The sequence below is a fragment of the Streptomyces auratus genome (assembly GCF_050433025.1).
Classification (GTDB): Bacteria; Actinomycetota; Actinomycetes; order Streptomycetales; family Streptomycetaceae; genus Streptomyces; species Streptomyces sioyaensis.
In genome coordinates this window covers 1,288,568-1,311,354 of record NZ_JBNGCB010000001.1, presented here as the reverse complement: position 1 = coordinate 1,311,354, position 22,787 = coordinate 1,288,568, and the positions used below count along the sequence as shown (strand labels likewise).

Below are 22,787 nucleotides of genomic sequence, written 5' to 3'. Positions count from 1 at the left end.
GGCCGGCCGAACGGAAAACGAAATAGACCGGCCGAAACCGTTCGGAATGGATTCCTCCGGATTTGCCCGTGGCGGGGCCATGTCGAGCGGGAGCCGCCCACGAGATATCTTGATGTCGAGCAATGTTGCAGACGTGGAGCGGAGCACCCGGTGACTGACTCGACCATCATCTACACCCACACTGACGAGGCCCCGGCCCTGGCGACGTATTCGTTCTTGCCGGTGATCCAGGCATACGCCTCGACGGCCGGCGTCAGCGTGGAGACCCGTGACATCTCCCTGGCCGGTCGCATCATCGCGAGCTTCCCCGAGTACCTGGAGGAGGGCCAGCGGATCGACGACGCCCTCGCCGAGCTCGGTGAGCTGGCCAAGACTCCCGCGGCGAACATCATCAAGCTGCCGAACATCTCGGCCTCGATTCCGCAGCTCAAGGCGGCCATCGCCGAGCTCCAGGAGCAGGGCTACGCGCTCCCGGCCTACCCGGACGACCCGAAGACCGACGAGGAGCGGGACATCCGCGCCCGTTACGACAAGATCAAGGGCAGCGCCGTCAACCCGGTCCTGCGCGAGGGCAACTCCGACCGCCGCGCCCCCGCGTCGGTGAAGAACTACGCCAAGGCGCACCCGCACCGGATGGGCGCCTGGACGTCCGGTTCGAAGACGAACGTCGTGCACATGGACACCGACGACTTCCGCTCCACCGAGAAGTCCGCGGTCATCGCCGACGCCGGCTCCCTGCGCATCGAGCTGTCCGGGGACGACGGCAGCACCACCGTGCTGCGCGAGTCGGTACCGGTCCTCGCGGGCGAGGTCGTCGACGCGTCCGTGATGCGCGTGGCCGCGCTGCGCGAGTTCCTCACCGCGCAGGTCGCCCGCGCCAAGGCCGAGGGCGTGCTGTTCTCGGTGCACCTCAAGGCCACGATGATGAAGGTCTCCGACCCGATCATCTTCGGCCACGTGGTCCGCGCCTTCTTCCCGAAGACCTTCGCCCAGTACGGCGAGTCGCTCGCCGCCGCGGGCCTGACCCCGAACGACGGCCTCGGCGGCATCTACAAGGGCCTGGAGTCGCTGCCCAACGGTGCCGAGATCAAGGCGTCCTTCGACGCCGAGCTCGCCGAGGGCCCGGAGCTCGCCATGGTCGACTCCGACCGCGGCATCACCAACCTGCACGTGCCGAGCGATGTCATCGTCGACGCCTCCATGCCGGCCATGATCCGTACCTCCGGCCACATGTGGGGCCCGGACGGCGAGGAGGCCGACACCCTCGCGGTGCTCCCCGACAGCAGCTACGCCGGTATCTACCAGGTCGTCATCGACGACTGCCGTGCCAACGGCGCCTACGACCCGTCGACGATGGGCTCGGTGCCGAACGTCGGCCTGATGGCGCAGAAGGCCGAGGAGTACGGCAGCCACGACAAGACCTTCGAGATCCCCGCCACGGGCACCGTGCGGGTCCTCGACGAGGCCGGCAACGTCGTGCTGGAGCAGGCCGTGGGCGCCGGCGACATCTTCCGTATGTGCCAGACCAAGGACCTGCCGATCCGTGACTGGGTCAAGCTCGCCGTCACCCGCGCCCGGGCGACCGGCGACCCGGCCGTGTTCTGGCTCGACGAGGACCGCGCCCACGACGCGCAGCTGATCAAGAAGGTCAAGACCTACCTCGCCGAGCACGACACCGACGGCCTGCAGATCGAGATCATGGCGCCGGTCCACGCGATCAAGTTCTCCCTCGACCGCATCCGCCGCGGCGAGAACACGATCTCGGTCACCGGCAACGTGCTCCGCGACTACCTGACCGACCTGTTCCCGATCCTGGAGCTGGGCACCAGCGCCAAGATGCTCTCCGTCGTCCCGCTGATGAACGGCGGTGGCCTGTTCGAGACCGGTGCCGGCGGCTCCGCGCCCAAGCACGTCCAGCAGCTGGTCAAGGAGAACTACCTGCGCTGGGACAGCCTGGGTGAGTTCCTCGCCCTCGCGGTCAGCTTCGAGCACCTCGCGCAGAAGACGGGCAACGCGCGCGCCCAGGTGCTCGCCGACACCCTCGACCGCGCCACCGGCACCTTCCTCAACGAGAACAAGTCGCCCAGCCGCAAGCTCGGTGGCATCGACAACCGCGGCAGCCACTTCTACCTGGCGCTCTACTGGGCTCAGGAGCTGGCCAAGCAGACCGACGACACCCAGCTCGCGGAGGCGTTCGCGGCGCTCGCCAAGACGCTGTCCGAGCAGGAGCAGGCCATCGTCGACGAGCTGATCGCGGTGCAGGGCTCGCCGGCCGACATCGGCGGCTACTACCAGCCCGCCGTAGCGAAGGCCTCGGCGGTCATGCGCCCGTCGGCCACCTTCAACCAGGCCCTCGCGACCCTGAGCTGACGCGAATCCGCAAAAGGCCCTTCCGCCCCGGCCGGCACCCGCCGGCCGGGGCGGTTCCGGATGACGGACCGGATGCGGGTCGCCCATCTCAAGGACCCCGAGGGGAACCTCGTCGAGCTCCAGGAGTGGCCGGCGCTGCGGGCGGCGGACTGACCCCGTCGTACCGAGGCCTCAGCCCACCAGGTCCAGCACCGGCCGCAGACCGTCCGGGCGCCCGTCCGCCGGCAGATGCTCCACCGGCAGGAAGGCGCAGCCCACCGCCGTGGCGCCGCCGTCCGCCGTACGGTCGTCGCCCACCATCAGGACGTCGGACGGGGCGAGCCCCAACTCCCGGCAGGCGAGGGCGAAGAGCTGCGGATCGGGCTTCTGGAGGCCGTGCTCACAGGACAGCACGCAGGTCTCGACGTAGCGATCCAGGCCGTGGGCGCGCAGCACCGGCCGCAGGTCCCAGCCGATGTTGCTCAGGACGCCGATCCGGATGCCGCGCCGGTGCAGCTCCGCCAGCACCTCGGCGGCATCGGGGTAGGGCCGCCAGGCCTCCGCGGTCTTGTGGCGCTCATAGAGCGCGTCGTACAACTCCGGTGCGGGGAGCGGAACTTGGCGGGCCAGTGCGGTGTACACCGCGCGATGGAGGCGGGCGTCGCGGTCGCGGATCTCCCACTGCCCGGCCAGAGCGGCAGGGATCTCGACGGGCGGTGCGCCGCCGGGCAGCGCACCGGCCCGTTCCAGTGCGGCCGCCCGGCGGGCGAGCTCGGCCTCGTCCATGGCCGTGCCGGACGCGGTCAGCGCCGCGCGCAGCCAGGACTCGGCGGGCTCGATGTGCAGCAGGGTCCCGGAGAAGTCGAAGAGCACACCTTTGATCGTCGTCATGACCGCCATCCTGACTCGTGCGCGCAGCCGGGTCGATCCCGCCCGGCCGGATACGCGTGGTACGCCGCCACCGACCCCGCCACCAGGGCGCCGCCCAGCAGCCAGCCCCCGACGACATCCGACGGCCAGTGCACCCCCAGGAACACCCGGGTGAAGCCGACGCCGACGACCGAGACCGCAACCACCGCCCGGGCCGCCCACTGCCACCGCCGCGGCATTCCGTGCAGCCGCAGCAGCCACAGCACCAGGACGCCCGCGACCATCGCGGACAGTGCGTGCCCCGAAGGGAAGGCGGCATAGCCCGCGGAGTCCACCGGGTCCGGCCAGACGGGGCGTTCCCTGCCGACCAGCGCCTTCACCGCCTGCTGGAGGCCGGTACCCACCAGCGAGGTGGCCGCCACCCAGGCGGCGAGCAGCCGCTCCCCACGCCGAAGCAGCAGACAGACCGCCACCGCCAGCACCGCCCGCATCGTCCACGGGTCCCACACCCAGTCGCTGAGCACCCGGTTGCGGTGGGTCCAGCCGGGCGCGGCGACGGCCGTACGGTGCAGCGCCCCGGCCAGATCCGTGTCCAGGGAGATCAGCGGGTCCCAGCGCAGCACGACGAGGGTGAGCAGCAGGCCGAAGAGGACCGTGCACAGCAGGGCGGCGGCAGCGGGGCGCGGCGGGACGGATGCGGCGCGGCGCTCGCCGTCCACGGCGGACGTCCGGGCAGCGGGAGGCGGCGTGGTAGGCATGGGACGATCCTCACCCACACCGGGCGCCGGGGGCGACACTCCCTACGTCAGTGCGCGCAGCCCGGGAATGAAGGTCACCAGCAGCGGCACCGCCGGCACCAGCGCGGCCACCGCCGTCATCCGCAGCCGTCGGCCGGGGGTGAAACGGGGCGCGGGGGACAGCAGCCGGTCCACCCGCTCCGGCACCTGGGCCAGTTGGGCCGGGCACGGGCCGAACACGCCGCGGTCCTCGTTGAGCTCGACCAGCGCCAGGGCGATCGTCAGCCGGCCGAAGCGGCGCGAGGCCACATCGTCGGCGGCCAGCTCGACCAGCCGGTGCACCTGATCGCGGAACGCGGCGAAGACCGGGATCTGCGGAAAGCCGACGGCCAGCGCCGAGGCGCAGTGCAGCAGGAGGTCGTGCCGGGCCCGCGCATGGCCCTGCTCGTGGGCGATCAGCGCATCGAGCTGACGGCCCCTCAGGCGCCGCAACGCCGAAGTGGTGATGACCAGTTGGGGCGAGGACTGCTGCAACCACCAGGCCTCCGGGCGGTCCCCCTCCAGGACGACCAGACGCTCCCCGGCCGGCTCCTCACCGGGCAGCAGCGGCGAGCGGCGCAGGAGTTCGGCGCGGCGCTGCCGGCGGCGGGCGCGCGCCGCCCGCACCTCACGGGCCAACGTGACGGCGGTCCAGGCGCCGCCGCCCGCCAGCAGGAGGGCCAGCGCCCCGGCCCAGGGCCCGTACCTGTTGAGCGCATACGCCTCGACGACCACATGCGGGGCGAATCCGAACACCGGGCTGCGGACGGACTCCCAGGCGGCGGCCGCGCTCAGCGACATCGCGAGCAGAGCGCACAGCAGGACACCGGCGACGACGCACTGCCACACCCACAGCGCGAGCACCGGCTCACGGTCGGGCCAGTCGGAACGGGCCATCAGTCGCGGCGCCATTGCCGCGGCCAGCACGCCGAGAATCATCAGCGCGAGGGGGACCATCATGGCGTCAGCCTATGAGCGGGCGCCTACCCGTTGGTACGGGCGCGAGCCGGAAGTGACGTATGCCACCCGCGCAACGGGTGTGAACCACGGACCGGCGCGCGGCCTGCGCACCCTCGTGGCGGCAGGCATCGTCGCAGTTCACAGCGCCAGCAGCATCGCCAGCATGCCGATCCCCATTGCCACCCGGCAGGCCCGCAGCACTCCGGGCGGCCCGGCGTCCGCCGCCGGCCCGTCCGGCACCGTGGTCACCGCCGCCGGCGCCAGCCGGACGCCCGCCGCGATCACGTACACCGTGAAGTAGACGAGCAACAGCCCGGTCAGCAACGGCACTCCGCCCGGCGCCGGGTGCCCCATCGCGCTCATCCCGGCCGTCCGGCCCATCCCGTCCGGGTGCCCGGCCGGACCCCACTGCCCGGGGGGCAGCTCCATCGCGAGCGCCATGTACGCCATGGCCCCCGCGCCCACCGCATGATGCAGATGGCGCCGGGCCAGCGCCCACAGCCCCGCCGCCCCGCACACCGCGGTGAACAGCCACGGCGACCACACCGGGGGCGCCGCGGCGGGCCACGCCATCGCCGCCATCCCCAGCGCCATCAGCCCCTCACCGCGCGCCACACCCCGCTCGGCGGCCGGGCCGGTACGCGACCGCACCAGGCAGTACGCGCCGGCCGCGGCACACAGCAGCACCAGCGGCCAGCCGACCCACGGTGGTCCGTGCACCGAGCACCTCCCCTCGCACCCGTACGCAACGGGGGCAGGATTCCCGCCCGGTGCCCCGTACACGGGAGCGCACGGACGCACGGGGGGCGCGGGTACCGGGGTAGGTACGTCGTCCTGGGCCGCGGACCGTCCGGCCCCGATCCGCCGGACGGGCCTCAGGGGCGGTAGCGCAGCGGATGGTCCGCCGGGACCTGCGTCAGCACGATCCGGTGGCCGTCCGGGTCTCCGAACCGAAAGGAAGCAGCAATTAAGGACATAGTGTGCGTATGGCAACACATGACATCAAAGCGCTCTCTGTAACGGTGGCGGTGGCGAACCGTGTGAGGCCGAGGCTGGGGCGCCAGTCGGCATGGCGGTATTCTGTTCGTAGATTCGTCGAGGTGATGAAATTTCGAACAAGGGTGGGGGGCGTCGTGGGGCGCCTTGTGCCTGCAGTGACTCGCGCGCTGGACATTCTCGAGCTGTTTCTCGACGGGGACGGTTCCCTTGCTGCCCCTGGCATCGTGCACAGGCCTGCTGGCTTCCAACTTAAAAGCGCATACTCCTTGCGTGACCGAGCGGTCTCAGGGCGTGAGTCTCTCCACGATCGCAGATGTCTGAGCCTACAAACAGTGTTTGCCTTGCAGTCGCGCCTGACTCGGTGTGAGGGATTCAGCGAAGCAAGATCGCCCACCGTTATCGGTCCGGCATAACTCCTCCGAAGCGGTCCTTCAGCCGGCCCAACGTCCCGATGTGAAGGCCACCGTGAAGATGATCATCAGAGGTGCGACGACGCATATATACGCCTCGCTGACTCTGGGGCGTTTCAGGCTCCAACGCGCCAGGCCGATCCACAGGGGCCACCACAGGAGCGTCGCTCTGGGAATGGACGTGTACCAATAGGAAGTACCCAGCGCCCACAGGGAGAGCGCCATGTACGTTGCCTCCGGCCAGCGCCGATGCCACATCAGCAGGCTGAGGACCACCAACCCCACAACCATCGCGGCAAGTTCCGCCTGGAACATCAGGCCGTAGCCAGTTGGATGAAGGTGACCGAACGCGGAGTCCCATGTGTGGAGCCAGGCGTCCCATGGTGCGTGGAATTCTCGGTACCAGCCGCGCTCCTGTGCGTGCTTCCACGCGAGCCAGTCGCCGGTGCGCATGTGCAGGTACCAGGTGTAGCTGAGGGCTGGTACGGCGGGGAGCAGGAGCCACGGTGATCTGGACCAGCGGCGACGGCCATCCCTGGCTAGAAGGAATTCCACTACAAGTGCCGCGGACACAAAAAGACCGCTGACCCTGACGGTTGTGCACTCGGTCGCCAGCGTCGCAGCTAGCGGCCAGTTCCCTCGCTTTGCCGACAGCCACGCGGGCAAGGCACAGGAGAGAAACAGGGCTTCGGTGTATCCCGCGGTGAGAAAGACAGCGCACGGGGAAAGCAGCAGAAAGAGGACGGCGTGTTTCCCCATGCTGCTGTCGTCGCTGTGGAATTGGGCGAGCCGGGCCAGCGCCAGAACGGCAACCGCTCCTGCAACGAAAGAGATCAATAGTCCCGAAACCGTCCAATTCCCAACGACCATATGGACAGCGCGCAAGAGGAGAGGTAGTCCGGGGAAGAAGGCTTCGCGATTGTCCCCGCCAGCGACAGACGTCGCTGATGTGTCGCTGAAGTACCCCTGCTCAGCTATCCGTCGAAAGAACACCCAGTCCCACTGCGTCCAGCGGGAGATGAGGGACGGGGCAACGCGGGAGTCTCCGTCGCCGGTGAAAAGCCACGCGCTGCAAAAAGCGCTGATCCACACACCGGCCTTGGTGAGGAGATACAGGCGCAGCACCGCTCGGTCGGAGGCGCTGAGTCGGGCCAGGAGAATGTGGAGGAGGGGGAGGCAGCAGTGGCGTCGGCGTCTGACGCCGGAGGCCGACCGCGATACCTCGGAGTCCAGCCGTCTCCGGTCGCGCTGCCTACAGAACGAAGTGACCTCGGGGGCAGACCGCGACGGCGGGCCTTGCTGCGGTGCACCCATGCTCATACGGGGCTCCTGAGTGGGGATTGGGGGATACGGGCACGTTGCTTGGCCGTGCGGCAGACGGCGTCGGTGCGAGGTAGGGGTGGCGGATCAGCGTCAGCGGACGCCCGGGGCGGACGGCGCCAGCGAAGAGGGCCGGGCCTGCTCTCAGCCCCCGGAGTCGTCTCCACCGCGAGAGGCGGGAACGCGGCTTCGGAATGGCGATGGGCCCGTTCCGGTGCGCTGTCTTCCGGTGGGGGGGCGGGGTGAAAGACCCGGTGAAGGTGAGGGCGTCGGAGACAGGCCAGGTGAACCCGAAGGCCCACCCGCGGGAAGGTTGGTTTCCCTTATCCCGAAGGGGAGCAGACCGGCGGTGACGGCCAGACAGGCAGCAACGAGACGAACGGTGATCCAGCGGCGCCGCGCCCGGTTCCCTCGACCGGTGATGACGGCAACGGAAACTGGGGTGACCCGACTCCGACCGCGAGATGCGGCGTCCTTGAGCCAAGAGGCCGGCGGCTCTTGCGAGTCACGCACCAGATGCCTCGTCGTTGTACACGCTGGCCAGATGGTGGGCGAGAGCGCCCCGGACCAGGTGGGTCGTGGCCGTACCGTAGTACTGCCTGGCAGCCTGCCCGCCCTGGCGGGAGCACGTAATCCCCACCAAGCTGCCCTGGCGCCGAACATGAGTGAGGTCGGTCCGAAGTTGTGCTGACACACGGTCTCCTGTCAGTCGGTCACCGGCCGCAATGTCGGCCAGCGCTGAATCGTGGGGGTAGTGCGGTGGGCGCCGGGACGAGGTGCCGCCCGGCCGTAGGCTGATATCCGAGGAGGCCAACGCAGGATGGGCGGAGTCTGGACGCTTTGCCGGCCAGGCGGCGTGACAGCCCGTGCGACATGCATCTGCGAAGCGCCTTCAGCTTCTTGCCCTCGGCGGACTACTCGTCCAGCGTGTCCCACAGCTTGGTCGAGCCGATGTAGGTGTAGACGCCTGGTGCGCCCTGGGCGGAGCAGCTGCTGCCGCCCGCGACGATGCCGATCTGGATCGGATACTGTCGGCCGGGAACCTTGCGCAAGAGCGGGCCGCCGCTGTCGACCTGGCAGGAGTTCTTACCCGCGACGCCGGCGCAGATGTTGACCTGAGAGTTATAGCTGTCCCAGGGCCTGTCGTGACTCGCCTTGCACTCGTCCTGCGAGAGGATCGGGACGTGCACCTCGCGCAGCCGGTCAGGGGTGTGCGGCATGAACGGATCAGTGTTGCCCCAGCCGAGGGCGATGGCCTTGGCACCGGGGCGGATCAGCGCGTCGGTGCCGATGGTCGGGAACTTGACGGGTCGAATGCCGGTGACCGGCTTGGCGAGTTCGACGAAGGCCTGGTCATAGGCGCGGTCGCCCTTGGCGTACCGGGCATGCACGACGACGCTGCGGACGTTGCGGATCTGGCCCTGCTGGGAGTCGGATAGGTCGGTGCGGCCGACGACGGCTTCGAAGTCCTTGGCACCCAAACCCTTGATGCAGTGCGCAGCTGTCATGACGGTGTGTTGACTGGTGAGGCTGCCGCCGCAAAACTGACGCTTGCGGGCGCTGCCCGAGCCCTTCTTCAGCAGGGCGACCATGAAGGGGTACTTGTCATTGGGCACCTCCTGGCCACCAATAATGCTGACGCTGGGCGTGGAACTGTCACCGGACAGGACCGACTGCCCGGCCCGGCCCGTCGGAGCGGCCGCGGCGACCAGGGCCAGGGAGGCTCCAGCAGCCAACACGGCGGCGGCTGTGCGGTGGACGCCACGACGAGAGGGAAGAACTGTCATGCGGGTTGTCTCCATTTCGGCGGGAATTGATTCAACGGGTCGCAAAGGGTGCGCACGCTCAAGGAGCACCTGATCAGTCACGGAGGATCCCAACCTGCGTAAGATTGGATGCGGTATTGGGCCGAGGGTGACACTCCCTTCGATCTGGCTCGACGCTGCACAACTTCGAACTTCACTTTTCATCGGGCACGCAATTCAACGTCTGCGCCGCAGCACCACCAGCCCGATCCCGGCGAGCGCCAGCACCACCATGGCCCCGCCGCCGAGCGTCATCCCGAGCAGCGACGGATCCCCCCGGTACCAGTCCAGCGCCACATACGTGAGCAGCACCAGCAGCTGGGCGAGGAAGGCCTCACCCGCAGCCCGCCACAGCTGCCACGCCCCTTCTCCGGGCCCGGCGAACGGGCCCCGCGCGGGGCTTGGGCTGCGAAAGCTGGCGGCGCTTGGGGAGACATACCGTCGGTTATCGGTTCCACCTGTGCCGGGTTCCTGCGACGTGCGGAGGATCGCCCTCTGCCGGAAGGCAGACGCCGGCGGCACTGCGCTGGGTGGGAAGCCGTCCGCGGGCGGGCGAGGGCGAAGCGGACAAGAGCCCGAAGGCGCGGTAGGCCGGTCGACCGCGGTCGACCGGCCTACGGCCCCCTCCCGCTGGCTGGGGCCGCCTGCACCCCGCACCGGCTGAGGGCCCGCTACGACGCGTCCTTGACTCGCTCGACCCAGGTGACCGGACTGTTCATGCCCGGTTCCTGGACGTAGGCCCGTGCGGGAATGGCTATGAGGTGCTCCTGTTGGTTGCTGGTGTCGATGTCGCGGACGACGATGTACCCGGTGTAGGTGGCGCCGTTGGCCCGGCCCTCCAGGTAGCCCTTCTTGCCTTGCGGCACGTCGAACTGGATGTCCGTTCCGTGGGAGCTCTGGACCTTGGTGGTGGAGGTGGAGCTGGAGCTGTAGGTGAAGTTGGCCTCGCCCCCGGCCTCAGATTCGCCGTCACCAATCTTGGCTGTGATCTTGCCGCCCGCCTGCCAGCCGTTGGTCGTGCTCTTCTCGTCCGCGACAGACAACGAGACGTTGTGCTTGACCGTGCCCGCGCCCATGAGGCCGCCGCTGGCACCCCGCTGCGGGTACTTCTCAGTGACATACCCGACGAACATGCACGGCGGCGCCTGCCCGGCAGAGCTCTTTGAGTCCTGGCTGGCCATGTTGCAGTAGTCCTTGGCGTGCTGCCCGCTGGGCAGCGCGTCGTCGTTGGTGTTCTGCCGGAGTTCGGTGCCGGCGGGCTTGGTCGTACCGGACCAGCCGTCGACCAGATGTCGGGCGCTCTCCCGCAGCGCCGAGTCGTGGCTCGTATCGTCCGCGTACTTCTTCGCCTGATCCTGGGCGTCCTTGACGGCATGTTCGGCGCTCTCCTGGGCGTTCTCCAGGGTGGTGCCGTCCTCCTTGCGGGAGGCGTACGCGTTCGTCGCGTCCTCCGAGTTGATGACCTTGACGTTGCCCTTGTCGTCCTGCTCCAACCCCGTCGGGTAACCCCAGGAGGATTCCCAGTTGTTGACCGGATCGGTCTTCGCCATCGCGTCCATGACTTCTTGATCGGTCGCGTAGGTTCCTTCGGCGACCTTCGCCTGACCGTCGTCGGCGAAGGCTGGGGTCTGGCCGCCGATCAGGGAGATGCTGGTGAGGAACGCGGTGGCCAGTGCTGCGGCCACCACACTGCTCTTACGGCGCGGTGTCTTGTGGTCGGGGGTGATGACGGGAGTGGTCGTGCCCTGGGGGACTGAGGGGGTGGGGACTGCCTGCGACATGGATGCTCCTGAAACCTGCGACATGGGAACCTCCTGGAGGGGGATGCTGGAGTCCCCTCCATCGTGGTCATGCCGGTGGCTGGATCCGTCACTCTCAGGGACCGGATCAGCGCTCTGTCTAAGGACGGAGCCACGGCGCGTCGGTATGCCTCGCGGAACACCACGCCTCTACCCAAAGGAAGAAGTGGACCTTTGCCCAAAGGAAGGCCCCCGGTGCCGCTGACTCCGAAGGACCTACGGGGGTCGAGGCGCAGCCGACAGCGGTGCGGCGAGGGCGCCGGTGACCGCGATCAGAGTGGGGCAGCATGCCCAGGGCGTTGACGATCTCAGCCCCACGACGGCGCAGCCATACCCCACCGCGGCGGTCAGCCCCACGGCTGCCCCGTCGAGATCAGCGGCGCGGTATGCCTGGTGTCGGAGGCGCCGGGAGGAGCGGCGCAGTGCGCTTCGTTGCACTAGAGATCTTTAAGGGTGTGGGTTACGTGGGGTCGTGACGGCTGTCGTGGGCCGCGCTATGCCGGAGCGATGAAGTATCCCGATGGCGGAGGGCTGACGGCTGAGGAGCGGGTGCGGCGTGAGCGGGTCCGGTTGGCGGCCGCCGATCTGATCGAGGCAGGTGCCAGTGATCGGGAGGTGGCCCGGCGGTTCAGGCTGACCCGTATGTCGGCGAACCGCTGGCGGCGAGCGTTGGTCACGGGTGGTCGGCAGGCTCTGGTTTCCAAGGGGCCCGGCGGCGCCCGCTGCAAGCTCGATGCAGGTCAACTACGTGTGCCGCAAGCCGTGTTGGATGCCGGTCCGGCCGCTGCGGGCTGGATCGACCAGCGCTGGACCCTGGCGAGGATCGCCGAGGTGGTGCGACGCCGCTTCGGCGTCGAGTACACGCTCGCCGGGATGGACCTGCTGCTGCACCGCATCGGCTGGAGCGTGCAGGTCCCGTCCCGCAAGGCCACCGAGCGCGACGAGGAGAAGATCGCCACCTGGAAGGACGAGCAGTGGCCCGTCATAAAAAGACGGCGGCGGACCTGGGCGCCTGGCTCTGCTTCGAGGACGAAGCCGGGCAGGGCTGAGGCCGCCCAAAGGCCGTACCTGGGGCCGACGGCGCCACACACCGGTCGTGCGCGTCACCGCCGCGGGCACCAAGCGGGTGTCCATGGCCGCGCTGATCTGCATCAAGTCCGGCCACCGGTCCCGGCTGATCTACCGCATCCACCTCGACCGCGGCCCCGCGAAAGGCCGGCGCAAGGGCTTCACCGAGACCGACTACGCCCGCCTGCTCGACGCCGCACACCAGCAGCTCGGCGGCCCCATCGTCCTGGTCTGGGACAATTTGAACACGCACGTCAGCCGCACCATGCGCGAACTGATCGATGCCCGATTATGGCTGACCGTCTACCAATTCCCGCCATACGCGCCCGAGTTCAACCCGGTCGAAGGCGTGTGGTCGCACCTGAAACGGTCCCTGGCCAACCTCACCAAACACAGCCTCGACCAGCTCACCGCGCTGGTGAAGACCCGGCTCAAACAGTACCGCCCCGGCCTCATCGAAGGTCTCATCGTCAAGACCGGCCTCGACTTCCAACCGCCGTAACCTCAGCCATTGAAGATCTCTAGTTGTACTGACCGGGCACGTTGATTGAGAACAGGGGACGTGATCGGCAATCATGATGCGGGGGTTGAGTGTCTGTCAGCCAGGTCCCTGGCGAGCTGACTGATGCGTGCGCGGGCCGTCTCAGGGTTGAGCACCTCGATGTGGTCGCCGAACTGAAGAAGCTGACGCACCGACTCGATGTCGGGGTAGCGCACGACGACGACGCACGAGCCTTTTTCCGCGTCGGAGACACGGTGGATGCGGGTGCCGAGGATGCGCCGCGCCAGGTCGAGACCCTTTTCCGGCAGGCGGATGGTCACGCTCACGCGATCTTGCTCCTCAGTGCGTTTCTTCAACACGGCCCATCTGGTGCGGAGGGTTTCGCCTGGTTGGAGCACGGCTGGTGCGTCTAGCTGTTCGAAGGCCGACAGTCGTTCCAGAGCGAGCAGCCGGCTGTCGCCCTGGTCATCGGCGACGAGATACCAGCGACCTGATTTCGCCACGATCCCGTACGGGTCGACCACCCGTGTCGAGGCCTGGCTCTCGGCGCTGCGCCGGTACAGGATTCGAAGGCGTCGCCGGTGTCGCAGGGTCGAGGCCAGATCCGATACTTCGACCGCTGCCTCGGGGGCAGCAAACCACGGGGTGCTGTCGACAAGCACAAGGTCAGCCAGCCGCAGCGGGCTCGGCGACTCAGGTGCTGCAGCCTGGCGGGCGGCGATCTTGCGCTCGGCCGACTCCCACACCGCAGTTAGGCCCATTCGCTCACGTAGTGCGCTGTCCAAGCCGGCCACGGATAGGGCCTCCAGTTCTGGTGGTTCCAGATGGGATGCGTTGAGCCGTGCACTGGGGAGCAGGACGATCCCGCCGTTCCGCCCACGTTCGGCATAGACGGGCACGCCCGCTGTCGATAGCGCCTCGACGTCCCGCAGCACAGTCCGCCGGGACACCTCAAGACGCGCGGCGAGCTCCGTGGTAGTGAGCCGCTGACGGGTCTGCAGGAGCAGCAGGAGATGCAGGAGCCTTGAAGCCTTCATGCTTACCCATGTTCTCAGAAAAGGTGACAGGTTCCGTCGCGATTGGGTGATCCGCTGGGTGCTGGACCGAGTAATCAACGAGTTGAGGAGCACTCCATGCCCGCACCGAACCTGTTCCTGATCGGCGTCCGCGACGCCGAGGCCGCCACCGCCTTCTACAGCGACCTGTTCGAGATCGAACCGACCTTCACCAGTCCCCACTACGTAGCCTTCGAAGCTGCCCCCGGTGTCCTGTTCGCACTGTGGACGGGCTACAGCGAGCACGCGGTCCCGAGCCTCCCTCGTACGACAGAGATCGGACTCATGGTGCCGGGGCCATCGCAGGCGATTGACGAGATCTTCACGAGGTGGGCCTCGAAGGGGGTCCACGTTGTGCAGGAGCCGCATGATGCTGTCTTCGGCCGCACGTTCGTGATTACGGACCCTGACGGCAACCTCATCCGAGTCTCCCCGGTCGACTGACCTGCACTATCCCTCCCCGCATATCTCCAAGCTGAAGGGCCGGCCACACACCATGGCCGGCCTTCAGCCTGTCTAGGAGCTCAGAAATGTCGCATTCGAACGCGGCCCTCACCCCGCGCCACCGGCTGAAAGTCGCTCGACTCGTCGCTGACGACGGCTGGCCAATCAGCGAAGTCGCGGCCCGCTTCCAGGTGTCCTGGCCGACCGTGAAGCGCTGGGTCGATCGCTACCTCGCAGGCGAGTCCATGCAGGACCGATCCTCACGACCGCGGAGCTCTCCGGCCAAGACACCCAAGACCGTGACGAAGAGGTGCGTCAGCCTGCGACTACGTCTGCGGGAAGGGCCGGTCCAGCTCGCTGCGCGACTCAATATCGCCCCGTCGACAGTGCATCGAATCCTGCGATCGGCCCGCCTGAACCGACTCGCCTACGTCGACCGTGAGACCGGTGAGCCCGTCCGCCGGTATGAGCACGACCATCCCGGATCACTGGTGCACGTGGACGTGAAGAAGCTCGGGAACATCCCCGACGGTGGCGACTGGCGTTACGTCGGCCGCCACCAAGGCGAGAAGCACCGCGCCGCGACGCAGAGCAAGTCACGCAACGCCTACGGCGGCCCGAAGGTCGGATACGCATTCGTGCACACCGTCATCGACGACCACTCCCGCGTCGCCTACACCGAGGTCCACGACGACGAAACAGCCGTCACCGCCGTCGGCTTCCTGCACCGGGCTGTCGACTGGTTCGCTGACCGTGGCGTCACCATTGAGAGGGCCCTGTCGGACAACGGCGGCGCGTACCGCTCGTACCTGTGGCGCGACAACTGCGAAGCGCTTTCGATCACCTCGAAGTTCACGCGCCCTTACCGCCCGCAGACGAACGGGAAGGTCGAGCGCTTCCACCGCACCATGGCCGATGGCTGGGCCTACGCCCGCTGCTACACCAGCGAGCAAGAACGACGCGACGCACTGGCCGGTTGGCTCCACCAGTACAACCACCACCGGCCCCACACCGCGTGCGGCAACCAGCCGCCATTCTCACGATTGATCAACGTGCCCGGTCAGTACATCTAGTGGCGGCTGGTGTCGGGCCGCCCGCTCACGCACGGGAGTACGGCTGATCTGGCGGTTCTTGCGTCATCACACCGTTGCCAGGGGGCGGTGCGGGGTGAAGGGGTGCAGATGGCCACCAGGTCGTCTGGGGGTCGCCGGGCTCCGCCATCGGCCGTGACGCGGGTGAGGCGACCGGGCTGGCCGGGGCGACTGGGTTGGGTGGGTTGACGGGCTTGCGTGCTCGTGTGTGGGGGCAGGCGTGATTGCGGACGCCGGAGCGGGCTTCGTGTGGGCCCAGGCCCTGGGGGTGGCGGCGGACGGCGGCCACGTATGCGCCGATCAGAGTCAGGCAGGCGGCTGGGGGCAGCAGCAGGACGAATCCCGACGCCGGGGCTGCCGAGAGGTTCCGGAAGACGACCTCGTCGGCGAGCTGGATCGGTACGGAGGGGTCGGCGACAGTAGCCAGGAGCACACCTGTGGCGAGGCAGGTGAGTACCAGGGGCGGGCTCAGGAGCAGGGCGCGTAGCGCTAGCCGTGCGGGGTTCGGTCGCTTGCCATCCGGTGTGACCAGTCGCAGCAGCAGTACGTGTTTGCCCGGGGTTGCGCCGGTCAGCCAGGGGAAGGCGACGAACCACAGTGCGAAGGCGAACGGTGGCGCGAACAACATTGCCTCAGCGCCGGGCCCGAAGTAGGCGATGACCGCGATGATCCAGCTCAGTACGGTGACGCCGGTCGCGTCCAGGAGGAGTGCGACGAGTCGGCGGCCGAAGGGGACCTTGCCGGCGGCGAGCGGGGTGAGCGCGCGGTCGTCCAGGGCGTCCAGCTCGGGCAGCACCCGGGCGAGCGGTCCGGCGACGGCCCAGCCGAGGGCGGCGCCGGCAGTGTTGACGATGAGGTCGTCGACGGCGAAGAGGCGGTAGGGGCAGTCGTAGAGGCCCCAGAGCCCGGTGTACTGGGTGAGTTCGAAGAACAGCGAGGCGGTGAAGCCGGCTGCCGTGGCGGCGGGGAAGCCGCGACGGAAATGGATGCGGACGAAAGCCCCCAGCGGCAGCAAGAGGAACAGGTTGAACACGGTCTGCCAGAAGGCAGGGTTGTGCACGATCAGGGCGCTGAGGGTGGCGTGGTGGTGGGACTCCTTCCAGATGTCGGAGAGGGCGACGCCGGGGGTGAGCTGGGGGCGGGCGAAGGACGGGTATGCCTTGCACACGTCCCCGGAGGGCTTGGGGAGGGGCACGATCGTCATACAGAAGGCGGTGAGCGCGTAGTACACGCCGCCGTAGAGGGACAGCACCCGCCAGCGGGTCATGATGCCGTGCCGCCGGTAGAGAACGATGGCCGTCGGCACGAACGTCACGAAGGCCAGTGCGGGGAAGATCAGCGCGGCTGTACCGATGGGCAGCAGGTAGATCGCGTTCATGCCGGGCGCCCCGCAGGCCGCAGCAGATGAACGAGTGCCAGTGCCGGCCGTGGTGGCGTGGTGAGGGGGTGTCCCCACGAGGGCTCGGTGATCGTCACGATGTTCCTCAGTTGGTGATGAAGCGGCCGACGAGTCAGTGGTGGGTGACGTGGTCGGCCGCGTCAGGGGGAGTTGCGGTCGTAGGGCGGTCGGGTCCGCGTGACCGGCGGCGCCAGCTCGCCTCACGCTCGTTTGCGGCACATGGGGCCATGCGGCCCATGTGGTTCTCAGTGGGCCGCGATCGCCCGGAGCATGTTCAGGCGTGCGGCTCGGTGGGCCGGCCAGATGGCTGCCAGGACGCCGATCAGCAGTGCCAGCGCGACGAAGAGTCCGAGCTTGGCCCAGGGCAGGGCCGTTTCGTACAGGGGCATCGACGACGTCGTCATGCCGCCTGCCGCCCAGGCCAGGAAGATGCCCGTGCCGATCCCGAGCAGTGCGCCGAAGACGGAGATGACCACCGATTCGAGTCGGATCATTTGCCTGATGCCGGCGCGGTCGAGGCCGATGGCGCGCAGCATGCCGATCTCCCGGGTGCGTTCGAAGACGGACATGGCGAGGGTGTTGACGACGCCGAGGACGGCGATGACGACGGCCATGGCGAGCAGTCCGTACAGCATGTTGAGGACGGTGGTGAGGTCTCCGCTGTCGGCTGTGATGAGCTGTTCCTGGTTCTGGACCTTCAGCAGGGGGCTGTTGCCGAGGGCCTTGCGGATCTGGGGCTCCAGCCCTGCGGCCTTGCCGGGTTCGGCCTTGACCAGGACGTTGTCGAGTGTGTGGGTGGCGGTGGAGGGGAGCACATCGGCCACGGTGCCCAACGCGTCATATACGGCGCGGGTCTTGGTGTAGATCCCGACGACCGACAGCCTCTTCCGGATCTTGTCGCCCTGGCCGGTGCTCAGGTCGGCGTCGACCCTGTCGCCGACATGCAGCCCGGCCTGCTGCGCGAACGTGTCGGAGACGGCGACCTTGCCCGGGCCGATGTCGCGCAGTGAGCCGGCCTGGAAGTTCAGGTCCACTGCCGTGCCGAGCGCCCTCGGGTCGGTGCCTGTGATCGTGGCGAAGGTGCCCTGGATGTCGAGGTTCGTGGAGGTGACGGGGGCGGCTGCCGCCACGCCGGGCAGCTTGGCGAGCTTGTCGGACGCGGTGGCGTCGAGGCCGCGGGAGGAGCTGTTGGAGACCTTGTAGTCGGCGGCCAGGCCCTGGGTCGCCTCCTTGTCGAGGGCTTGCTGGGTGGAGTACCCGCCGACGGTGAGGCCGGTGATCAGGGCGAGCCCGATCATGAGGGCCGAGGCGGTGGCGGCGGTGCGCCGCGGGTTGCGCAGGGCGTTCTGCTGGGCGAGTTTGCCGCTGATGCCGAAGAAGCGGGTGGTGACCTTGCCGGCCAGGGTGATCAGTGGCCGGGAGAGCAGCGGAGCCAGCACGATCATGCCGCAGAGGGTGAGGGCGCCGCCGAGCATGGCGATCATCAGGTTCGACTCCTTGCTGGTCTTCAGCGTGGAGACGTACAGCATGACCGCCACACCGAGTCCGGTCAGGAGCGTGCCGAGGATGGTGCGGACCTTCAGGGAGCGGGCGGGGGGAGCCAGGCCGGCGCTGCTGAGAACCGCGACCGGCGCGATTTTGGCGGCCTTGCGGGACGGCAGCCAGGCGGCCAGGACGGTGACGACGACGCCGACCGCGAGCGAGGCCAGCGGGGCCGTGGGCGAGATGACCAGGGGGCCGTCGGGCAGCTCTGCGCCGTTGGTGCTGAGCAGCGGGTGCAGGGCGGTGGCGATGCCCAGGCCGAGGGCGAAGCCGGCGGCGGAGGCGCCGAGTCCGACGAGGGCGGCCTCGATGAGGACGGAGCGCACGACCTGGCGGCGGGAGGCGCCCACGGCCCGCAGCAGCGCGATCTCGCGGCTGCGCTGGGCGATCAGCATGGTGAAGGTGTTGGCGATGAGGAATACGCCGACGAACAGCGCGATGCCTGCGAAGGCCAGCAGCGTCTTGGTCAGCCGCGTGGTGCTCTCGGTGATCTGCTGTGACTGCTGGGCGGCCAGGTCGGCGCCGCTGGTGGCCATGGCGCCTTTCTCGGGCAGCAGGGCCTGCACCCGGGCGGTCAGCGCGTGCTCGTCGGTGCCGGGCTGCGCGGCGACGGCGATCTCGTGGAAGCGGCCGGGAGTGTGGAACAGCTTCTGCGCGGTGGTGGTGTCGAACAGCGTGAGTGTGCCGCCGGCGGTGATGCGCGGATCGTCGGTGGTGACGATGCCCACCAGCTTCTTGGTCAGGGCGGGGCCGTCGGTGGCGAAGCGGACGGTGTCGCCGATCCGGTAGCCGGCCTTCTGGGCGGTCTTCGCGTCCAGGGCCAGCTCGCCGTCGTTGGCCGGGCCGCGGCCTTCCTTCAGCGGGAAGTGGCTGTCCTTGCCGTCCTTGGCCGGCAGGTAGTTGGTGGCCAGGTTCTGCCAGCTGCTGTCGGCGTTGACGGGGCGGCCGTCCTTGCCGGCCAGGGTGGCTTGGCCGTTGACGGTGGCGCGCACCGAGGCGACGCCGGGCAGCGCGCGGATTTTGTTCGCCAGCGCGGCATTGAGCACGGTGGTCGTCCTGTCGCCTCTTCCCTGTGCCGGGCTGACGGCGGCGGGATCGGCCTCGGACGCCTGCTCGTCCTGTACGGAGACGGCGACGTCCTTGAGGCTCTGGGCGGAGGCGTTGCGGAAGGCGTTCGCGGTGGTGTCGCCGAAGACGAGGGTGCCGGCGACGAAGGCGACGCCGAGCAGGACCGCGAGCGCGGTCATGAGCAATCGGGCTTTGTGCGCAAGGACGTTGCGCAGAGCGGTACGCAGCATGGTGGTGTCAGTCCTGGAGGTACGCGGCGGGAGACCGAGGTATGCGGTGGTGGGATGCGTGAGCGGATGCGCGGGCGCGGGTGTCAGCTCGTCCGGCCTGTGGCCTCGAAGTGCCGCATCCGGTCGAGGACGGCTTCGGCGGTGGGGGCGGGTAGCTCGTCGGTGATCTGTCCGTCGGCGAGGAAGACGACGCGGTCGGCGTAGGAGGCGGCCACCGGGTCGTGGGTGACCATCACGACGGTCTGCCCCAACTCCCGTACGGAGTCCCGCAGGAAGCCGAGGACTTCCGCGCCGGAGCGTGAGTCGAGGTTGCCGGTCGGCTCGTCCGCGAAGATGATCTCCGGACGGCTCGCCAGCGCGCGGGCCACGGCGACCCGCTGCTGCTGGCCTCCGGAGAGCTGCGAGGGACGGTGCTGGAGCCGCTCGGCCAGACCAACGGTCCGTACGACCAGATCCAGCCACTGCTGGTCGGGCTTGCGGCCGGCGATGTCCATCGGCAGCGTGATGTTCTCGATGGCGGTCAGGGTGGGCAGCAGGTTGAACGCCTGGAAGATGAAGCCGATCTTGTCCCGGCGGAGATGGGTGAGCTGCCGGTCGTTCAGGCGGGAGAGCTCGGTGTCACCGATCCGGGCGGAGCCCCCGGAGATCGAGTCGAGCCCCGCCATGCAGTGCATCAGGGTCGACTTGCCCGAGCCGGACGGACCCATGATCGCGGTGAACCGCCCTCGCCCGAACTCCACACAGACCGAGTCCAGCGCCACTACGCGGGTCTCGCCCTCGCCGTAGACCTTGCTCAGCCCGGTGGCGTACGCGGCGGCCTCGACGGGAGCCGGACCGTGGGAAGTTGTGGCCAGATGGGGGGTTGCGGGGGCGGTGGCTGCGTACGACAGGGGTGGCTGCGACATGGGGGACTCCCGGGGCTCCTGAAAGGGGTGCTCGACTCGCTTCCATCGTGGTCGCGCAGATGGCCTCGATCCGTCGCCCTCAGGACCTGAATTTGCGGCCTGCCCAAAGGCAGAGCCGCGGCACGTCGGTATGCCTCGTGGAACAGAGCCCCTCTGTCTAAAGAAAGGCGTGGACCACGGCGCCTCTGCCTAAAGGAAGACCCTGCGAGCCGGGCACAACCGCGTCCCCCCCCGGTCATCCGCGTCCGCGGTCGCCCCTCGCACGGCCTTCCCGTCGCCGCCTGCCGACAGTCGGCCGGCCACTCTGCGGTGAGGCTGCACGGCCAACGCCGCCGTCCGCAGCCCGAGCACTCCTCATCCGCACCGTGCGGCAGAGCCGTCGCAGGCGCCAGTGCAGCCCCGAGTGTCGTCGGCTTCCTGGACAGCCGACCACCACGAGTTCAGGCTCAGCAGCTTGCGGACGTCGCCCACTGCGGGATCTTCCTTTGGGCAGAGGCGCGGTATGCCCCGAGGCATATCCACGCCTGGTGGCTCTGCCTTTGGGCAGGCCGCAGATTCAGGCCCTCAGAGCGACGGACCCGGCCTCTTACGCGATCACGATGGAGGCGAGCCGAGCCAAGCCCCCCGGCCAGCGGGCGGGGTCATACGCGTCCTTTGCCGACCACCCTCGCGTTCTGGCTGGTGAACGCCACGACAACACCAAGGTGGACCCTTTCATGAGCAACGCGCATCGTGTCGGACGAGCACATCGGCGCTGGTACGCCATAGCGGCAGCAGTGTGCGCAGCCGCGGTCGCCCTGCCGCTCTACACGGCACAGGGCCAGGAAGAGAGCAGCACCCGCAACGATGGGACCAGCACCCTCACCTGGCAGCCGTGCAAGGGGCACTCCGACGCCCAGTGCTCCACACTGACCCTGCCGATTGACCGTTCCGCACCCGGGAAGACCTTTGGCATGAAGGTGGCCCGGCGCAAGGCCACCAACCCCTCGAAGCGCATCGGCGTCCTGCTGGTCAACCCCGGTGGCCCCGGAGGCTCCGGCGTAGATATGGCGCTGGACGGCAAGAGCTTCCCCGCCGAGCTGCGGGAGCGCTTCGACATCGTCGGCTTCGATCCACGCGGAACAGGCCAAAGCCACCCCATAAAATGCTCGATGAAACTCATCGGCAAGGCGCCGAAGGAACTGCCGCGCAACCAAACCGAGTTCGAGCGGCTGGCCACGTACAACCGCACGCTTCGCGAGGACTGCCGCAAGCGCAACGGACCGCTGTTCGAGCACGCCGACACCCTCAACGTCGTCCGGGACATGGATGCCCTGCGTGCCGCCCTCGGAGAGGAGAAGATCAACTTCTACGGGCACTCCTACGGCACGCTCATCGGCCAGCAGTACGCACAGCGATACGGCCGACACGTCCGAAGCATGGTCCTGGACAGCAACATGGACCACAGCCTGGGCACATCGAAGCTGGCGGCCACAGCGGCGGCCGCCGTCGAGGACTCGCTCACGGCGTTCGCCCAGTGGTGCAAGGCCACGTCGACATGCGCCCTGCACGGACAGGATGTGCTGGGCCGCTGGGACCGCCTGCTGGCCGCGGCCGACCGCGGCCAGCTGCATAACGCCTACGGGCCGGCCTCCGCCGACAACCTCATCAGCTACGCCGAGGATTCCTTCATGGTGCCGGAGTGGCCCGAGTTCGCCGCCTGGCTGAAGAAGTTGCGCATCGGTAAGCCACAGCGCCAGACCGATTCCTCAGGTATCGGAACAGATCCGGTCAGGTCCGCGGTGTTCTGCCAGGACTGGCAGGTCCGGGTGCGCGACTACCAGGACCTGCAGGACCTCGTCCGCGCCGAGAAAGCCACCGCCCCGCACGCGCGCACCTCGCCCAAAATGCACAAGACCATTCTGGGCTGCGCCGGATGGCCGGAGCGTGCCAACAATCCACAGCGCTCCCTGCACCTCGACCCGGGCGCCCCCACCATCCTGTTGGCCAACTCCCGCCACGATCCCGCCACCGGGCTCGCCTGGGCACGCAACGTGCACCGGCAAGCACCGCACAAGACCCGGCTGCTCACCTACGAAGGATCCGGCCACAAAGCAGTGGGCACCCCCTGCACCATCAACGCGATGAACCAGTACTTGATTCACCTGACGCTGCCGCCGCAGAGCAGCTGCCCTGCGGCAGACGTCAAGTAGCGC

The 22,787-nt window shown here is 68.6% G+C and carries 16 protein-coding genes and 4 pseudogenes; 7 read left to right on the top strand and 13 right to left on the bottom strand.

The annotated features are described in order from the left end of the window. Positions 1–150: 150 nt before the first annotated feature. Positions 151–2,370, top strand: a complete 2,220-nt coding sequence (locus tag BKA18_RS05525; protein WP_366045188.1) for an NADP-dependent isocitrate dehydrogenase — start codon at positions 151–153, stop codon at positions 2,368–2,370. 60 nt (positions 2,371–2,430) lie between these two features. Continuing rightward, positions 2,431–2,523, top strand: a pseudogene (locus BKA18_RS05520) (VOC family protein); the annotation flags it as partial. An 18-nt stretch (positions 2,524–2,541) separates the two neighbouring features. Here BKA18_RS05520 and BKA18_RS05515 read toward each other — a convergent pair. The 5 genes and pseudogenes from BKA18_RS05515 to BKA18_RS05495 form a co-directional block, all read right to left on the bottom strand. Continuing rightward, positions 2,542–3,249: an HAD family hydrolase gene (locus BKA18_RS05515; protein WP_366045187.1), complete on the bottom strand. Its 708-nt coding sequence runs from the start codon at positions 3,247–3,249 to the stop codon at positions 2,542–2,544. After that, complete coding sequence (locus BKA18_RS05510; protein WP_366045186.1) at positions 3,237–3,977, bottom strand: phosphatase PAP2 family protein; 741 nt, start codon at positions 3,975–3,977, stop codon at positions 3,237–3,239. The genes BKA18_RS05515 and BKA18_RS05510 overlap by 13 nt, the downstream gene beginning before the upstream one ends. Before the next feature lie 42 nt (positions 3,978–4,019). Then, positions 4,020–4,955, bottom strand: coding sequence for a M56 family metallopeptidase (locus tag BKA18_RS05505; protein WP_366045185.1), 936 nt, complete (start codon positions 4,953–4,955; stop codon positions 4,020–4,022). 138 nt (positions 4,956–5,093) lie between these two features. Continuing rightward, positions 5,094–5,675, bottom strand: a complete 582-nt coding sequence (locus BKA18_RS05500) for a DUF5134 domain-containing protein (protein ID WP_366045184.1) — start codon at positions 5,673–5,675, stop codon at positions 5,094–5,096. A 155-nt stretch (positions 5,676–5,830) separates the two neighbouring features. Beyond that, a pseudogene (locus tag BKA18_RS05495) lies at positions 5,831–5,899 on the bottom strand (VOC family protein); the annotation flags it as partial. Positions 5,900–6,088: 189 nt separating this feature from the next. Between BKA18_RS05495 and BKA18_RS05490 the strand changes: the two are divergent. After that, a pseudogene (locus BKA18_RS05490) lies at positions 6,089–6,187 on the top strand (IclR family transcriptional regulator); the annotation flags it as partial. Positions 6,188–6,385: 198 nt separating this feature from the next. On the opposite strand, the gene BKA18_RS05485 reads toward BKA18_RS05490, so the two are convergent. The 4 genes from BKA18_RS05485 to BKA18_RS05470 form a co-directional block, all read right to left on the bottom strand. Further along, a complete protein-coding gene (locus BKA18_RS05485; protein ID WP_366045183.1) occupies positions 6,386–7,489 on the bottom strand; it encodes a mannosyltransferase family protein in 1,104 nt (367 codons plus the stop codon). Between the two features lie 1,109 nt (positions 7,490–8,598). After that, entirely contained in the window at positions 8,599–9,471 is an 873-nt protein-coding gene (locus BKA18_RS05480; protein WP_366045182.1) for a S1 family peptidase, read from the bottom strand. 195 nt (positions 9,472–9,666) lie between these two features. Continuing rightward, on the bottom strand, positions 9,667–9,801 hold the full coding sequence (locus tag BKA18_RS05475; protein ID WP_366045181.1) for a hypothetical protein: 135 nt from the start codon (positions 9,799–9,801) through the stop codon (positions 9,667–9,669). 359 nt (positions 9,802–10,160) lie between these two features. After that, positions 10,161–11,270 carry a hypothetical protein gene (locus BKA18_RS05470; RefSeq protein ID WP_366045180.1) on the bottom strand — a complete coding sequence of 370 codons (1,110 nt, stop codon included), beginning with the start codon at positions 11,268–11,270 and terminating at the stop codon, positions 10,161–10,163. 525 nt (positions 11,271–11,795) lie between these two features. Here BKA18_RS05470 and BKA18_RS05465 point away from each other — a divergent pair. Then, positions 11,796–12,858, top strand: a pseudogene (locus BKA18_RS05465) (IS630 family transposase). Positions 12,859–12,929: 71 nt separating this feature from the next. Here the strand turns inward: BKA18_RS05465 and BKA18_RS05460 are convergent. After that, positions 12,930–13,895 (bottom strand): helix-turn-helix transcriptional regulator, encoded by a 966-nt coding sequence (locus BKA18_RS05460; protein WP_366045178.1) that lies wholly within the window; start codon positions 13,893–13,895, stop codon positions 12,930–12,932. Positions 13,896–13,991: 96 nt separating this feature from the next. On the opposite strand from BKA18_RS05460, the gene BKA18_RS05455 reads away from it, so the two are divergent. Both BKA18_RS05455 and BKA18_RS05450 read left to right on the top strand, forming a co-directional pair. Next, a complete protein-coding gene (locus BKA18_RS05455) occupies positions 13,992–14,357 on the top strand; it encodes a VOC family protein (protein ID WP_046929261.1) in 366 nt (121 codons plus the stop codon). An 86-nt stretch (positions 14,358–14,443) separates the two neighbouring features. Next, positions 14,444–15,430, top strand: coding sequence for an IS481 family transposase (locus BKA18_RS05450; RefSeq protein ID WP_366045177.1), 987 nt, complete (start codon positions 14,444–14,446; stop codon positions 15,428–15,430). Between the two features lie 25 nt (positions 15,431–15,455). On the opposite strand, the gene BKA18_RS05445 is transcribed toward BKA18_RS05450, so the two are convergent. From BKA18_RS05445 to BKA18_RS05435, 3 genes are all read right to left on the bottom strand, one after another. Continuing rightward, positions 15,456–16,826 carry a VanZ family protein gene (locus tag BKA18_RS05445; RefSeq protein WP_366045176.1) on the bottom strand — a complete coding sequence of 457 codons (1,371 nt, stop codon included), beginning with the start codon at positions 16,824–16,826 and terminating at the stop codon, positions 15,456–15,458. Positions 16,827–17,092: 266 nt separating this feature from the next. Further along, the gene (locus tag BKA18_RS05440; RefSeq protein WP_366045175.1) at positions 17,093–19,687 is read right to left on the bottom strand and encodes an ABC transporter permease; all 2,595 of its coding nucleotides are present in this window, start codon (positions 19,685–19,687) and stop codon (positions 17,093–17,095) included. Positions 19,688–19,770: 83 nt separating this feature from the next. After that, positions 19,771–20,592: an ABC transporter ATP-binding protein gene (locus tag BKA18_RS05435; protein ID WP_429638174.1), complete on the bottom strand. Its 822-nt coding sequence runs from the start codon at positions 20,590–20,592 to the stop codon at positions 19,771–19,773. 716 nt (positions 20,593–21,308) lie between these two features. On the opposite strand from BKA18_RS05435, the gene BKA18_RS05430 reads away from it, so the two are divergent. After that, positions 21,309–22,784, top strand: coding sequence for an alpha/beta fold hydrolase (locus BKA18_RS05430; RefSeq protein ID WP_366045174.1), 1,476 nt, complete (start codon positions 21,309–21,311; stop codon positions 22,782–22,784). The last annotated feature ends 3 nt before the right edge of the window (positions 22,785–22,787 follow it).